Below are 15,508 nucleotides of genomic sequence, written 5' to 3'. Positions count from 1 at the left end.
GGTCAGTAGGACTGCCCGCTATCGGTACGGCGTTGCAGGGAGCGCTCGGCGGCGGCCAGGGCATCGGCAAAGCGGTCGAGGACGGCCACAGCTTGTTCGTCGGTGAGGGTCAAAGGAGGGAGCAGCCGAACGACGCCGGAGTGGCGTCCGCCGAGTTCGACGATGAGCCCGCGGTCCAGGCACTCCTGCTGGACGGCGGCGGCGAGGGCGGGAGCGGGCGGCGGGACGAGGACGTCCGGGGATGCGGCATCCGGGTCGACGAGTTCGACGCCGATCATGAGGCCCCGGCCGCGTACGTCCCCGATGCAGGAGTGGGCCGCGGCCAGCCCCTGGAGGCGGCCCAGCATGCGCGCGCCGAGGGTCGCGGCGCGGTCGGCGAGCCGGTTCTCTCGTACGAACGCGAGGGTGGCCGCGCCCGCTGCCATGGCGAGCTGGTTGCCGCGGAAGGTGCCCGCATGGGCACCGGGCTGCCAGGCGTCGAGTTCGGACCGGTAGATGACTACGGCAAGCGGAAGGGAGCCGCCGATCGCCTTGGAGAGCACCATCACATCCGGCACGATTCCACTGTGCTCGACCGCCCAGAAGGTGCCGGTCCGCCCGACTCCCGTCTGCACCTCGTCGGCGATCAATGGGATGGAGCGGGCCGCGGTGATCTCTCGCATTCTGCGTATCCAGGCGTCGGGGGCCGGAATCACTCCGCCCTCCCCCTGCACCGGTTCCAGGATCATCCCGGCCGGCCTGGGCACCCCGCCCTTGGGGTCGTCGAGAAGGTTCTCGGTCCAGCGGGCGCCGAGTTCGGCGCCGCGCTCGCCGCCGATCCCGAAAGGGCAGCGGTAGTTCTGCGGGAAGGGCAGCCGGGTCACGCGTACATCGGTGGCGCCACCCGAGGCGTCGAGGGCGCCGGCCGTCATCCCGTGGTACGCACCGGTGAACGAGAGGAGGCCGCTTCGGCCGGTGGCCGTGCGGACGAGTTTGAGGGCGGCCTCGACGGCGTCAGTGCCGGCGGGCCCGCAGAACTGGATCCGTGCGTCATCGGCGAACTCCCGCGGCAGCGTGGCGAACAGCTCCGTGGTGAAGGCGTCCTTGACCGGGGTGGCGAGGTCGAGGACGTGCAACGGCGCCCCCGAGTCGATGACCTTCTTGATCGCTTCGAGGACCACGGGGTGGTTGTGCCCGAGCGCCAGGGTCCCCGCCCCGGAGAGGCAGTCGAGGTAGCGCCGGCCGTCCGCGCCCTCGATCGTCAGCCCCCGGGCCCGTACGGGGACGATGGGCAGCGAGCGCGCGTAGGTACGGGCCGCGGACTCGCGGAGCGACTGGCGGCGCAGAATCCCCTCGTGCGCAGCGGGCAGCGCCACCGGAGCAGGTTCGGTCACGGCCACGGCTGTTGGTCCTCCCGCTGTCACAGTTGCGTTGCACATCGATATCGCGTTCGTACGCCGCCAAGCCCGGCTGAACGCTGACCGCGTGTACCCCGTACGTACCAACGACGCCGAAAGCCGGGAATCACGGGCAATCGGAAGATCCTTGCGGTGACGGAACCGCGGACCTGGTGCACGCCGTCCCCATCGGCACCGGCATAGTGGGGGGCCGCACTCCGGCTCGTGCACAGCGGCCGGATGAGCAACGCCTTTGCAGGGTTCCGGCAGTTCGAGCAGTTCCTGCAGTTGCTGCAGTTCCAAAAGATTCAGACAGTGCAGAAGTACCGAAGTCCCAGGGGGATCACGACATGCGACCCATTCGCCCGACGCTGGCTGCGGCTTCCATCGCCGCCGTCCTCGCGCTGGCTGCCACCGCCTGCGGTCCGAGCGAGGACAACGCGGGCGACAAGCCGAGCGCGCCCGCCAGCCAGTCCGCCGACGGGAAAATCACCATCCCGGACGATCTCAAGGACCGGCTCAAGGAGCACGGAATCGACCTGGACAAGTGGAAGAACGGCGAGTGGAAGAACTGGGACAGGGACAAGTGGCTGCGTGAGGCCCAGGACTACGTCAACCCGATCATCGAGGACCTCTGGGACCCGGACCGGATGCGCGATGCCAAGAAGCCGCCGGAGAAGCCCGTCGACAACGACATCTCGGGCGACGAGGGTGTCACGGATCCGACTCCCGCGCCGGTCAAGGCGCAGGCCGTGAACGCTCCGTACCACTCCAACGCCGCCGAGGCCGGGAAGGTCCTCTTCGACGGCCCGGAGGGCTCGATGGTCTGCTCCGCGACCGTCGTGAAGGACCCCGCCAACCCCGGCAAGTCCAACATGGTGTGGACGGCGGGCCACTGTGTGCACGCCGGCAAGAACGGCGGCTGGTACCGCAACATCGCCTTCGTCCCGTCGTACAACGACAGCGCCAAGTCCACCTCCGAGCTGCAGAACACGCCGAAGGAAGAGATCGCTCCGTACGGCGTGTGGTGGGGCGACTGGGCCCAGACCTCCGAGCAGTGGATCTCCCAGGGCGCCGCGACGGGCGGCCAGGGCGCTCCGTTCGACTTCGCCGTGATCCACGTCACCCCGGAGAAGGGCGGCACGGGCAAGTCGCTGGAGGAGACGGTCGGTTCGGCGCTCCCGGTGGACTTCAACGCCCCGGCCGCGCCGAAGATCGACAATATGACCGCCACCGGCTACCCGGCGGCGCCGCCGTTCGAGGGCCAGAAGCTCTACCAGTGCTCGGACAAGCCTGGCCGGCTGTCCATCAAGGCCAATGACCCGACGATGTACCGGATCGGATGCACCATGACCGGCGGTTCATCCGGCGGCGGCTGGGTCGCCAAGGGCCAGGACGGCAAGCCCGCGCTGGTGTCGAACACCTCGATCGGCCCGGTCACGGCCGGCTGGCTTGCGGGTCCGCGCCTGGGCGACGAGGCCAAGGGCATCTACGACGCGGTCAGCAAGAAGTTCGCGGGCCAGTAGGCGCGAGCAAGTCCATGTGACTGACGGAAGGTAGGGGGCTTGCGGCCGGTCGGCCGCAGGCCCCTCTTCCTTCCTCGTGGAGACTCCGTGCAGGTGAAGCCCTGTCCCAACTCCGCGTATACGTACCGACATAGAGTGGTACCGCAGTAGGGGCGGCCCCGGAAGGCCGCCCTTTTGCATGACACGTTCATGGCGCAAATTCGTTGCACTTCAGGGGGAATCGTTCCATGCGATCCATACGTCCATTGCTGGCTGCCTCCGGCGTCGCCGCGGCCCTCGCGCTGACGGCCACCGCCTGTGGCCCGAGCGAGGACAAGGCCGCCGACAAGCCCGCTTCTTCCAGCCCGGCCGCAGACAAGGGCGGCGCCGACCTTCCCGCGGACCTGGCCGACAGGCTCACGGAGCACGGTGTCGACCTCGACAAGTGGAAGAACGGCGAGTGGAAGAACTGGGAGAAGGACAAGTGGCTTCGTGAGGCCAAGGACTTCGTCAACCCGGTGATCGAGGGCCTGTGGAAGCCCGAGCGGATGACGACGGCCAAGGCGCCGACGAAGACGCTCGCGGCCGGCGACATCTCCGGTGACCAGGACGTCACCGACCCGGAGCCGCGCCCGGTCCAGGCCCAGGAGGAGAAGAAGCCGTACCACCAGAACGCCGCTCCGGTCGGCAAGGTCTTCTTCGACTCCCCCGAGGGCTCGATGGTCTGCTCGGCCACCGTCGTCAAGGACCCGAAGAACCCCGGCAAGTCCAACCTGGTGTGGACCGCGGGCCACTGCGTCCACTCGGGCCGGGCGGGCGGCTGGTACCGCAACATCGCCTTCGTCCCCGCCTACAACGACAAGGGCAAGTCCCCGGCCGCGCTGGAGAACGCGCAGCCGCAGGAGATCGCTCCCTACGGCGTGTACTGGGCCGACTGGGTCTCGACCTCCGGTGAGTGGATCACCCAGGGCGGCCCGACCGGCGGCACGGGTGCTCCGTACGACTACGCCGTGATGCACGTGAAGCCGGAGAAGGGCACCAAGTCGCTGGAGGAGTCGGTGGGCGTCGCCCTCGACGTCAACTTCGACGCGCCCGAGGCGAAGAGCATCAGCGCGATGGGGGCCTGGGGTTACCCGGCCGCCCCGCCGTACAACGGCGCGATCATGCACAAGTGCGTCGACCGTCCCGGCCGTCTCTCGATCGCGCCCGGTACGCCGACGATGTGGCGCATCGGCTGCACGATGACCGGCGGTTCCTCCGGTGGCGGCTGGTTCGCCGAGCAGCCGGGCGGCAAGCTGGCGCTGGTCTCCAACACCTCGATCGGCCCGGTCACTTCGGGCTGGCTGGCGGGTCCGCGCCTGGGCGAGGGCGCGCAGCAGATCTACACGACGATGAGCGACAAGTTCGCGAGCCGGTAAGTCCGCAGGCTGAGCCGGAAGAACGGAAGGCCCGTACCCCTCGTGAGGGGTACGGGCCTTCCGCCCTGATCAGTTGAGCCGGATCGGCGCGCTGTCAGCGAGTCGCCGGTACATACGGCGCCAGCGCCGCGGCCAGCTCCTCGTGCACCCGCGCCTTGAGCAGCGTGCCCTCGGTGGTGTGCTCCTCGGAGAGAACCTCGCCCTCGGCATGCACCCGCGAGACCAGCCCGCCCTGGGTGTACGGCAAGAGGACCTCGATCTCGACCTCGGGCCGCGGCAGTTCGACGTCGATCAGCGCGAGCAGCTCGTCGATGCCCCTGCCGGTCCGCGCCGATACCGCGATCGCGTGCCGCTCGATGCGCAGCAGCCGCTGCAGTACGAGCGGATCGGCCGCGTCCGCCTTGTTGATCACCACGATCTCGGGCACGTCCAGCGCGCCCACATCGCGGATCACCTCGCGCACGGCGGCCAGCTGCTCCTCCGGCGCCGGGTGCGCTCCGTCCACGACATGCAGGATCAGATCGGAGTCCCCGACCTCCTCCATGGTGGAGCGGAACGCCTCGACGAGGTGGTGCGGCAGATGCCGTACGAACCCGACGGTGTCGGCGAGGGTGTAGAGCCTGCCGCTCGGCGTCTCGGCCCGGCGGACGGTCGGGTCCAGGGTGGCGAACAGTGCGTTCTCCACCAGGACGCCGGCGCCCGTGAGGCGGTTGAGCAGCGACGACTTTCCTGCGTTGGTGTAACCGGCGATCGCAACGGAGGGCACCTTGTTGCGCCGGCGCTCCTGGCGCTTGATCTCGCGGCCCGTCTTCATATCCGCGATCTCCCGGCGCATCTTCGCCATCTTCTCGCGGATCCGGCGCCGGTCCGTCTCGATCTTGGTCTCACCGGGACCACGGGTGGCCATGCCGCCACCGCTGCCGCCGCCCATCTGACGGGACAGCGACTGACCCCAGCCGCGCAGCCTAGGCAGCATGTACTGCATCTGCGCCAGCGCGACCTGCGCCTTACCCTCTCGGGACTTGGCGTGCTGGGCGAAGATGTCGAGGATCAGGGCGGTGCGGTCCACCACCTTGACCTTGACGACGTCTTCGAGGTGGATCAGCTGGCCGGGGCTGAGCTCACCGTCGCAGACGACGGTGTCGGCTCCGGTCTCGAGCACGATGTCGCGCAGCTCCTGCGCCTTGCCCGAGCCGATGTACGTGGCCGGGTCCGGCTTGTCACGGCGCTGGATGACGCCGTCGAGCACCAGTGCGCCGGCCGTCTCCGCGAGCGCCGCAAGCTCCGCGATGGAATTCTCCGCGTCCTGCACCGTCCCCGTGGTCCATACGCCGACCAGCACCACACGCTCGAGGCGCAGCTGCCGGTACTCGACCTCGGTGACGTCCTCGAGCTCGGTGGAGAGGCCCGCCACACGCCGCAGCGCGGCGCGCTCGGAGCGGTCGAACTGATCGCCGTCCCGCTCTCCGTCGATCTCGTGGCTCCAGGCGACGTCCTCTTCCATCAGGGCATCAGCCCGAAGGCTCTCGGTGCGCGTCTCCGCGAAGCTCTGCTCGTCCTGGGAAGGGGATGAAGAGGAGGTCATTGGATCCTTACGTCGATTGGAAAACTGCTGAAAACTACCGAAAAGCGCCGGAGAAGAAGTCCGGTACATCAGTCACAACGCGTAACGACCCCGGATGATTCCCCGAAGGGGTTCCGGCCCCGGCAGCGTCGCCGACCCGTTGATGGTCGCACGGTCCTGCCAGGGCCGTCACCCCAGTTTCAGTGGGCTGCGCCGGGCCTTCAGCGGGCCTGGCGGGCCGTGGGAGCGGTGCTCCGCCAGTCCGGGTGCCCGGGCATCCGCGGGGTCCGGTCCGCGTACAGCCACTCCGCGAAGAACGCCGACAGGTCACGCCCCGCGATCCGCGAGGCCAGAGCGGTGAAGTCGGCGGTCGTCGCCGTCCCGTCCCGGTGCTCCCTCACCCAGGCCCGCTCAAGCTCCGCGAAGGCGCCCTTTCCGATGGTCTGCCGCAGCGCGTACAGAACCAGCGCGCTGCCGTCGTACACCACGGGACGGAAGAGGCTGATCTTCTGCCCCGGCGTAGGCGGCTTGGGCGCCGCGGGCGGCCCGGCGTCCGCCCGCCACTGGTCGGACAGCATGTACGCCTCGCGCATCCGCGTCTCCAGCGGCATGTGCGCCTTCTCCTCGGCGTACGTCGCCTCGTACCAGGTGGCATGCCCTTCGTTCAGCCACAGATCGGACCAGGTGCGGGGCGACACGCTGTTGCCGAACCACTGGTGGGCCAGCTCGTGCACCATCACCGAGTCGACGTACCACTCGGGATATTCGCCGCCGGTGAAGAGGGAGCGCTCGAACAGCGAAAGCGTCTGCGTCTCCAGCTCAAATCCCGTGGCGGCGTCGGCGATCAGCAGTCCGTACGTCTCGAAGGGGTAGCGGCCGACGTTCTTCTCCATCCACTCCAGGTGCCCGGGTGTCTTCTTCAGCCAGGGCTCCAGCTTCTCGCGGTCCGCGGCCGGCACCACATCGCGTACGACCAGTCCGCCCGGCCCCTGGCGCTGGACGACGGCCGAGCGGCCGATCGACACCTGCGCGAGCTCGGTGGCCATGGGGTGCTTCGTCCGGTACGCCCATGTCGTGTTGGTACCCGTCCAGAACTTAACCGTCCGCACACCGTTGGCCACCGCCGTGAACTCCTTGGGAGCGGTGACACGGAAGGTGAAGTACGCCTTGTCGGCGGGATGGTCGTTGCAAGGGAAAACCCGGTGCGCGGCGTCGGCCTGGTTCGCCATCGCCAGCCCGTCACCGGTGCGCACCCAGCCACCCTCGCCCGCCGGGCCGGTCGGGTCGCTGGTGTGGGTGACCGTGATCTGCATCCGCGAGTCCTGCTCGACGGCGGCGGCCGGCTCCACGACCAGATCCTCTCCGGCGGTCATGAACTCGGCGGGACGGCCGTTCACCTCGACCGTACGGACGGTGCCGTGCGAGAAGTCGAGGTTGATGCGCTCCAGCCGCTGGGCCGCCCTGGCGTCGATCCTGGTGACGGCGTCCAGCGGCTGGGTGTTGCTGCCGCGATAGGTGAAGGCGATGTCGTACGCGAGGACGTCGTAGCCGGGATTGCCCAGGTGCGGGAAGAGGGAGTCGCCGATGCCGAGCGGTGCGGGCGGTGGCAGGGTCGCGGCGACGAGGGTGGCCGAGGCGGTGGCCAGCAGGGCGGCACGCAGGCGCCGAGAGGTGAGCAGCATGCCCTACGGCTATCAGCGCGCCCGGCGATGACCGTGACGGCGCGCGCCGTGCCCACCCGAACGAGGTCAGGCGGTGCCCGCCGGATGCTGGGCGCGGCTCACGTCGTACACCCCCGGCACATCGCGCATGGCGCGCATCAAGGCGGGAAGACCTGCTGCGTCAGGGAGTTGAAGGGTGTACGTGTGCCGTACGCGCTGCTCGCTCGGCGGCTCGACGGTTGCCGACACGATCGCCGCGCCCTCGGTGGCGATGGCCTCGGTGAGGTCGGCGAGCAACCGCGGGCGGCCGAAGGACTCGGCGATGAGGGTGACGCGGCACTCTGCGGCGTCGCCCCAACGCACCGGGATGGGCTCGCGGTCGAGGGACTTCATACGGGCCACAGCGGGGCATTCCTCGCGGTGGACCGTTACGGTGCCGCCGCGTACCGCGAAGCCGGTGACGGCGTCGGGCGGCACCGGCGTACAGCAACCCGCGAGACGTACGGTCGCGTCCGGCAGATCGACGACGGCGTTCGGGGCGGCGCGCCGGTCGGCGGTGACCGGCGCGGGTCTGCGGGGGGCGGCCGCCGCGACGTTCGTGCCCTCCGGATGCGCTGCGAGCCAGGTGGTGATGGCGATGCGCGCCGCGGGTGTGCGGGCATGGTCGAGCCACTCGGGCGACGGTCCGGAAGCGGCGTCCTGGACGTCCTGCGCAAGCAGCAGATGCACGGTGTCGCCGTCGCTCAGCACCGTACTGAGCGTCGCCAGACGGCCGTTGACGCGCGCGCCGATGCAGGCGTGCGCCTCCTCGCCGTACTGCGCGTAGGCGGCGTCGACACAGCTCGCACCGGCCGGCAGACCGAGTGCGCCGCCGTCGGCGCGGAAGACGGTGATCTCGCGGTCCTGCGCCAGATCCGCGCGCAGGGAGGTCCAGAAGGTGTCGGGGTCGGGGGTGGACTGCTGCCAGTCCAGGAGGCGGGAGAGCCAGCCGGGCCTGGTGGGGTCGGCACGCTCGCCGTCGGCCGGCTCGGTCCCTGCTGCACCCTCCGGGGGCACATACGGATTGCCGAGGGCGATCACTCCGGCCTCGGCGACCCTGTGCATCTGGTGCGTACGGATGAGGACTTCGGCGACCGCGCCGTCCGGCCCTGCGACAGCGGTGTGCAGCGACTGGTACAGGTTGAACTTGGGGGCGGCGATGAAGTCCTTGAACTCCGAGATCACCGGGGTGAAGCAGGTGTGCAGCTCGCCCAGCACGCCATAGCAGTCGGCGTCCTCGCCGACCAGCACGAGCAGCCGTCCGAAGTCCGTGCCGCGCAGCTCGCCGCGTTTGAGCCGCGCGCGGTGCACGGAGACGAAGTGGCGCGGCCTGATGAGGACTTCGGCGGCGATGTCGGCGTCCCGCAGCACTGCCCTGAACTTCTCGGCGATGGCGTCGAGGGCGTCCCAGGCGGTCGCGTTGTCCGCGATGAGGGCGCGCGTGCGTTCGTACTCCTCCGGGTGGAGGATCGCGAAGACGAGGTCCTCCAGCTCGGTCTTGAGCGCCTGGACGCCGAGCCGTTCGGCGAGGGGGATGAGGACATCGCGGGTGACTCTGGCGATGCGGGCCTGCTTCTCGGGGCGCATCACGCCGAGGGTGCGCATGTTGTGCAGCCGGTCGGCGAGTTTGATCGACATCACGCGGACGTCGTTGCCGGTGGCGACGAGCATCTTGCGGAAGGTCTCGGGCTCGGCTGCCGCGCCGTAGTCGACCTTCTCCAGCTTGGTGACGCCGTCGACCAGATAGCAGACCTCGGCGCCGAACTCCGTCCGTACCTGATCGAGCGTCACCTCGGTGTCCTCGACGGTGTCGTGAAGGAGTGAGGCGGTCAAGGTCGTGGTCTCCGCGCCCAGTTCGGCAAGGATGAGCGTCACGGCGAGCGGATGCGTGATGTAGGGCTCGCCGCTCTTGCGGAACTGTCCGCGGTGGGAGGACTCGGCCAGGACATACGCCTTGTGCAGGATGGCGAGGTCTGCCTCCGGGTGGTGTGCCCGGTGCGCTTCTGCCACGTGCCCGATCGCGTCGGGCAGCCGGTCGCGGGCTGCGGGCCCCAGGAGCGCGGCACGGCCCAGCCTGCGGAGGTCGATCCTGGGACGCCCACGCCTGCGACTGTGGGCACCAGGGTTGGCGGCCTCTGCACTCATGGGGCACCTCCGGCAGCTTCGACCGGCGGTGGGAAGGACAGGCGTGCCCCCCGGGCCGGTGCTTGATGCTACCGAGCCCACCACGTGGCGCAGTCCGGCTCTCGCTCAGCGTGAAACGGATCACCCATTCGAGCGAAGCTCTAAGCGATCGCGGTTTCGGTCCTTACTGGGGTGATCTAGGTCAAGAGGGCGGGGTCGATGTGTCCCTCGGCGACGATCACGGCGGGGCCGGTCATCTCGATCTCGCCGTCCGGCCGCTCCGTGATCACCAGACGCCCGCCCGGCAGATCCACGGTGTACGTGACGGGGGCGCCGGTTTCCGAAGGGTCCGCACCGTCCCTGCGGGCCGCCGCCACAGCCACGGCGCACGCACCCGTGCCGCACGAGCGGGTCTCGCCGGAGCCGCGCTCGTGCACGCGCATGGCGACATGGCGCTCGCCGCGGTCGACGACGAACTCGACGTTCACCCCGTCCGGGTAGACGGACGCCGGGGTGAAGGGGGGCACGGAGAGCAGGTTCCCGGCGTGGTCCAGGTCCTCGACGAAGGCGACCGCGTGGGGATTGCCCATGTTCACGTTCAGGGCGGGCCAGCTGCGGCCGTCGACGGTGACCGTGACGCTCTCCTCGGGGAACAGCGCGCGGCCCATGGAGACCGTGACGTGACCGTCCTTGGCGAGGTGCACCTTCTTGACGCCGCCGCGGGTGGCCACCGCGAGGTCGCCCGCCTCGACAAGGCCCGCGCGCTGAAGATAGCGGGCGAAGACACGTACGCCGTTGCCGCACATCTCGGCGACCGATCCGTCTGCATTGCGGTAGTCCATGAACCACTCGGCCTCGTCGGCCATGGCGCGCGCCTCGGGGTGCTCGCCGGACCGTACGACATGCAGCAGACCGTCGCCGCCGATGCCGGCCCGGCGGTCGCAAAGCTTGGCAACGGCGGGGGCGGGCAGGTCGACGGTGTTGTCCGGGTCGGGGACGATCACGAAGTCGTTCTCGGTCCCGTGGCCCTTGAGGAAGGCGATCGGCGAGGTCTGCGAGGTGCTCACGCCGTCCATCGTACGAGGACCCTCGGACACTCGGCGGGGCCGGTCCGCTCAACTTGCACTCGGCGGAGCCGGGCCGCTCGGCCCACAGTCAGCGGAGCCGGGCCGATCGACCCGCAGTCAGCGGAGCCGGGCCACTCGCCAGACGGCCAGCGCGACGAGCACCGCGCCCACGCCGACGTACAGGGCGATGACTCGCCAGTCGGCGCGCTCGCCGGAGCCGCGGGCCGGCAGTCCCGGCCAGGTGTGGCCCACACGGCGGGCGGCCATCACACCCCAGCCCGCGGCGCAGCAGCTGATCAGCAGACCCAGCATGGCGACGACCGCGCCGCCGTCGCCGGTGCCGAAGGCGAGCGGGAAGGCGAACATCAGAGAGCCGACCGCGGCGAGCGCCACAATGGGGGCGAGCTGCCAGATCCGCAGCCTGCGCTGCGGTCGCAGTTCGACCTCGACCTCGTCCACGAGCACGCCCTGGTCGTCAGGCCCGTCCGGACTCAGACGGGACGCGCTTTCCGCTGCGTCCCGCCTTTCCTGTTCTGTGTCGCGAGGGCCGGCCTCCATCGCCACGCGCCCTCCCAACTCGGACTCCACGTCGATCGATGCTCGATGATGGCACGCCCCAAGGCGCCGAAATGACTGGCAGAGCGTCCCGATGCCATCACGTGATCAGGCTGTGACCGCTCGTTCGACCAACGCCAGCGCCTGGTGCGGAAGTTCCCTCCGGTGCTCGGCCGCGCCGCTCAGCCAGTGCACGCGCGGGTCCCGGCGGAACCATGAGTCCTGGCGTCGCGCGAAGCGCTTGGTGGCGCGCACGGTCTCCTCGCGCGCCTCCTGTTCGGTGCACTCCCCCGCGAGCGCCGTGAGCACCTGCTGGTAGCCGAGCGCACGCGATGCCGTGCGCCCCTCGCGCAGGCCCTGCGCCTCCAGCGCGCGCACTTCGTCGACAAGGCCCGCTTCCCACATCCGGTCCACGCGCATCGCGATGCGTTCGTCGAGCTCGGGGCGGCCCACGTCGACGCCGATCTGGACCGTGTCGTAGACGGCGTCATGGCCGGGAAGGTTGGCGGTGAAGGGCTTGCCGGTGATTTCGATGACTTCGAGTGCCCGGACGATGCGGCGGCCGTTGCTGGGCAGGATCACCTTGCCGGCCTCGGGGTCGGCGGCGGCGAGGCGGGCGTGCAGGGCACCGGAGCCGCGCACCGTCACCTCCTCCTCGAGCCGGGCGCGGATCGCGGGGTCGGTGCCGGGGAATTCGAGGGCGTCGATGGCGCCGCGTACGTACAGCCCGGAGCCGCCGACGAGGACGGGCGTACGTCCATCGGCGAGAAGGCGGTCGATCTCCGCTCTGGCCAGCTTCTGGTACTCGGCGACGCTCGCGGTCTCGGTGACGTCCCAGATGTCGAGGAGCTGGTGCGGGATCCCGCCGCGCTCGTCGGCCGTCAGCTTTGCGGTGCCAATATCCATCCCTCGGTAGAGCTGCATGGAGTCGGCGTTGACGACTTCGCCGCCCAACCGCCGGGCGAGGAAAACGCCCAGATCGGACTTTCCGGCCGCGGTAGGACCGACAACTGCGATGACCCGCGAGGCGGGAGCTGCGCTTCTCACTGTCACAGTCTCGCAAACCCACGGACGTGTCCCCGAACGAGCGAGGTGACGACACAAGGGCGGGTTCGTTGCCTGTTGCGAGGTTCCGAACGCCGGTTTCTCGACCGGTGCCCGCGGGCGGCGCAATGGGACGCTCGGGGCGACGCGGAACTTCGCCCTCACGAGTAGGCTATGGAGTAGATATGGGCGTTTTTTCACGGTTTCGTCGTAAGTCCAAGACGGCCGCCGAGGCGTCAACCGAGGAGGCGGCCGCCAGTACTCTGACGGCCGACTCCCCGGTTGAGTGCGGTTCCGAGGCCGAGGCGTCGACGGATGCTGCGGAGGAGGTCACCGAAGCTGCGGAGGCCGAGGGCTCCGAGACCGCTGCCGCCGAAGGCGTGGAGATTCCGAAGCAGCAGTCGGCCGAGGAGGCGGCGGACAACGAAGCCGGCGAGGGCGCCCGCAAATAGTCCCGAGGGAAGGTGGCCCATGGGCTTCATGGACACGTTGAAGGCCAAGCTCGCCCCGGCCAAGGACAAGGTCTCTGACCTCGCGCAGCAGCACGGGGGCAAGATCGAGCACGGTCTGGAAAAGGCCGCGAAGACGGTCGACACAAAGACCAAGGGCAAGTACAGCAGCAAGATCGAGTCTGGCACCGGCAAGGCCAAGGAGGCCCTGGACCGCATTGCCCACAAGGACGACGGCACTACGCCGCCGGCTTCCTGACATTCACCGACGGAAGGCCGCGGAACAACTCGTTCCGCGGCCTTCCGCCGTCGCGGTCCGCCGCTAAAGAATCCGCCGCCGGCCGGGATCCGCTACGACCAGGCGGCCACGAAGTAGCCGACGCCGTACGGGGCGTCCTCGTAGAGCAGCTGCCCGGCCAGGCCCGCCCCCTCGGCGGCTCCCGCGAGCACCTGCCAGGGAGCCCGGCCCGCCGCCTTGAGTTCGTACGCCAGTGACTCGTCCAGCGCCTTGAGCGCATCGACATCGGCCGCACCCAGTGCCCGGGCGGCCTCCCGGTCGAAGCCGGCCGCCCGCTCGTCCAGATAGCCGGGGGCTTTCAGCGTGCGGCACGCACTGCCGTCGCCCATCACCAGCAGGGCGACGCGCTCCGCCCGGGCGCCCAGTTCCCGCCCGACGGCCAGGCAGCGGTCACCGGCGAGGTGATCGCCGACGCCGAGACCCTCCACCGGGGCATCCGCCCACTGCGCGCGGCCGAGCAGCCAGGCGGCGACTGCCAGGGACGGCGGCAGCGGCCGCTCCTGGTCCGCGCCCACTCCGAGCCGTACGTCGATGTCCACACCGAAGCCATGGAAGGACCCGGTCGCGCCCGCGAGGTGCGGGCCGCGGCCGTCCTGCTCGGCGGGTCCGACCACGAACAGCAAGTCGGGCCGGGCGGCGGCGAGCACCCCCAGGGCGTCGGCGCACGCGCTCCGCGCCGCGTCGAGTTCGGGCGCGGCTCCCGCGGCGACGTCGGGCACGAGCAGCGGCGGGCAGGGGCACACGGCGGCGGCGACAAGCATGATCGCCAGCCTAATGCGTGGTCAGGCGTGCGTCCGTGTTCAGGTCCGGGCCCGGATGAAGTGCCTGCGTCCCCCGCCGCGCCCGTCCGTCAGTCGCAGCCGCACCCCGGTGCCGCGGCCACCGGCAGCGGCTCCGGCACACCGATCCTGGGCAGTCCCAGCATCACTCCGGCCGGCTTCCCGGCCTCGGCGGCGTTGCGCTTCTCCCACGCGTCGCCGGCGCGGGTGCGTCGTACGGACTTCGCGGCGCCCTCCGCCAGCAGGTGGTGCGGGGCGGCGTAGGTGATCTCGACGGTCACCACATCGCCCGGGCGCACGTCCTCGTCCGGCTTCGTGAAGTGGACGAGACGGTTGTCCGGGGCGCGCCCCGACAACCGGTGCGTGGCGCCGTCCTTGCGGCCCTCGCCCTCGGCGACCATGACCTCCAGCATCCGGCCGACCTGCTTCTTGTTCTCCTCCCAGGAGATCTCCTCCTGGAGGGCGACGAGGCGCATATAGCGCTCCTGGACGACCTCCTTGGGGATCTGGCCGTCCATCTCCGCCGCCGGGGTGCCGGGGCGCTTGGAGTACTGGAACGTGAACGCGTTCGCGAAGCGGGCCTCGCGCACGGCATGCATGGTCTGCTCGAAGTCCTCCTCGGTCTCGCCGGGGAAGCCCACGATGATGTCGGTGGAGATGGCGGCGTGCGGAATCGCGGCGCGCACCTTCTCGATGATCCCGAGGAAGCGCTCCTGCCGGTACGAGCGGCGCATCGCCTTCAGGATCGGGTCCGAGCCCGACTGGAGCGGCATGTGCAGCTGCGGCATGACGTTCGGCGTCTCGGCCATCGCGGCGATCACGTCGTCCGTGAAGTCGCGCGGGTGCGGCGAGGTGAAGCGGACCCGCTCCAGGCCCGCGATCTTTCCGCAGGCGCGCAGCAGCTTGCTGAATGCCTCGCGGTCGCCGATGTCGGAGCCGTACGCGTTGACGTTCTGGCCGAGCAGCGTGATCTCGGAGACGCCCTCGGCGACGAGTGCCTCGACCTCGGCCAGGATGTCACCGGGCCTGCGGTCCTTCTCCTTGCCGCGCAGCGCCGGGACGATGCAGAAGGTGCAGGTGTTGTTGCAGCCGACCGAGATGGAGACCCACGCGGCGTACGCGGACTCACGGCGGGTCGGCAGCGTCGAGGGGAAGGCCTCGAGCGACTCCGCGATCTCGACCTGCGCCTCTTCCTGGATACGGGCGCGCTCCAGCAGCACCGGCAGCTTCCCGATGTTGTGCGTGCCGAAGACGACGTCGACCCACGGTGCCTTGGAGACGATGGTGTCGCGGTCCTTCTGGGCCAGGCAGCCGCCGACGGCAATCTGCATTCCGGGCCGCCTGGTCTTCATCGGCGCGAGCCTGCCGAGATTGCCGTACAGCTTGTTGTCGGCGTTCTCCCGGACCGCGCAGGTGTTGAAGACGACGACGTCGGCGTCACCGTCGGCGCCCTCGGGCGCGCGGACATAGCCGGCGTCCTCCAGCAGGCCCGACAGCCGCTCGGAATCGTGAACGTTCATCTGGCACCCGTAGGTGCGCACCTCGTACGTTTTCAAACCGTCCACTACTCCGCCAACCACGTCGTTACCGCTCACCCGTCCAGGGTAAGGGCTCCGGTCGGGCCGCAAT

13 protein-coding genes are annotated in these 15,508 nt (G+C 69.9%); 4 read left to right on the top strand and 9 right to left on the bottom strand.

The genetic code is table 11. The features are described 5' to 3' along the window. Positions 1 to 2 precede the first annotated feature (2 nt). Complete coding sequence (locus ACZ3H8_RS00295; RefSeq protein ID WP_467395722.1) at positions 3 to 1,379, bottom strand: diaminobutyrate--2-oxoglutarate transaminase family protein; 1,377 nt, start codon at positions 1,377 to 1,379, stop codon at positions 3 to 5. Between the two features lie 347 nt (positions 1,380 to 1,726). On the opposite strand from ACZ3H8_RS00295, the gene ACZ3H8_RS00290 reads away from it, so the two are divergent. Then, positions 1,727 to 2,902: a trypsin-like serine peptidase gene (locus ACZ3H8_RS00290; RefSeq protein ID WP_467395721.1), complete on the top strand. Its 1,176-nt coding sequence runs from the start codon at positions 1,727 to 1,729 to the stop codon at positions 2,900 to 2,902. A 227-nt stretch (positions 2,903 to 3,129) separates the two neighbouring features. Beyond that, positions 3,130 to 4,299 (top strand): trypsin-like serine peptidase, encoded by a 1,170-nt coding sequence (locus ACZ3H8_RS00285; RefSeq protein ID WP_467395719.1) that lies wholly within the window; start codon positions 3,130 to 3,132, stop codon positions 4,297 to 4,299. 94 nt (positions 4,300 to 4,393) lie between these two features. Here ACZ3H8_RS00285 and hflX read toward each other — a convergent pair whose 3' ends face one another. The 6 genes from hflX to miaA form a co-directional block, all read right to left on the bottom strand. Continuing rightward, a complete protein-coding gene (gene hflX / locus ACZ3H8_RS00280) occupies positions 4,394 to 5,884 on the bottom strand; it encodes a GTPase HflX (protein ID WP_467395717.1) in 1,491 nt (496 codons plus the stop codon). A gap of 200 nt (positions 5,885 to 6,084) precedes the next feature. Then, entirely contained in the window at positions 6,085 to 7,545 is a 1,461-nt protein-coding gene (locus ACZ3H8_RS00275) for a M1 family metallopeptidase (protein ID WP_467395715.1), read from the bottom strand. A gap of 66 nt (positions 7,546 to 7,611) precedes the next feature. Next, positions 7,612 to 9,708, bottom strand: a complete 2,097-nt coding sequence (locus ACZ3H8_RS00270; protein ID WP_467395713.1) for a RelA/SpoT family protein — start codon at positions 9,706 to 9,708, stop codon at positions 7,612 to 7,614. 176 nt (positions 9,709 to 9,884) lie between these two features. Next, positions 9,885 to 10,763 (bottom strand): diaminopimelate epimerase, encoded by an 879-nt coding sequence (gene dapF, locus ACZ3H8_RS00265; protein ID WP_467395711.1) that lies wholly within the window; start codon positions 10,761 to 10,763, stop codon positions 9,885 to 9,887. A 108-nt stretch (positions 10,764 to 10,871) separates the two neighbouring features. After that, a complete protein-coding gene (locus ACZ3H8_RS00260) occupies positions 10,872 to 11,219 on the bottom strand; it encodes a hypothetical protein (protein ID WP_467395709.1) in 348 nt (115 codons plus the stop codon). 198 nt (positions 11,220 to 11,417) lie between these two features. Continuing rightward, positions 11,418 to 12,356, bottom strand: a complete 939-nt coding sequence (miaA, locus tag ACZ3H8_RS00255) for a tRNA (adenosine(37)-N6)-dimethylallyltransferase MiaA (RefSeq protein ID WP_467395707.1) — start codon at positions 12,354 to 12,356, stop codon at positions 11,418 to 11,420. A 182-nt stretch (positions 12,357 to 12,538) separates the two neighbouring features. On the opposite strand from miaA, the gene ACZ3H8_RS00250 reads away from it, so the two are divergent. Together ACZ3H8_RS00250 and ACZ3H8_RS00245 are read left to right on the top strand one after the other, a co-directional pair. Further along, on the top strand, positions 12,539 to 12,805 hold the full coding sequence (locus tag ACZ3H8_RS00250) for a hypothetical protein (protein WP_467395705.1): 267 nt from the start codon (positions 12,539 to 12,541) through the stop codon (positions 12,803 to 12,805). 19 nt (positions 12,806 to 12,824) lie between these two features. Beyond that, a complete protein-coding gene (locus ACZ3H8_RS00245) occupies positions 12,825 to 13,061 on the top strand; it encodes an antitoxin (RefSeq protein WP_467395703.1) in 237 nt (78 codons plus the stop codon). Positions 13,062 to 13,153: 92 nt separating this feature from the next. Here the strand turns inward: ACZ3H8_RS00245 and ACZ3H8_RS00240 are convergent, their stop codons facing one another. Further along, positions 13,154 to 13,861, bottom strand: a complete 708-nt coding sequence (locus ACZ3H8_RS00240; RefSeq protein WP_467395701.1) for a class III extradiol dioxygenase subunit B-like domain-containing protein — start codon at positions 13,859 to 13,861, stop codon at positions 13,154 to 13,156. A gap of 89 nt (positions 13,862 to 13,950) precedes the next feature. Further along, entirely contained in the window at positions 13,951 to 15,444 is a 1,494-nt protein-coding gene (miaB, locus tag ACZ3H8_RS00235; RefSeq protein WP_467397858.1) for a tRNA (N6-isopentenyl adenosine(37)-C2)-methylthiotransferase MiaB, read from the bottom strand. Between the last annotated feature and the right edge of the window lie 64 nt (positions 15,445 to 15,508).

The sequence above is a fragment of the Streptomyces sp. NPDC002868 genome (assembly GCF_055563295.1).
This window is presented reverse-complemented; position numbering and strand designations above follow the sequence as displayed.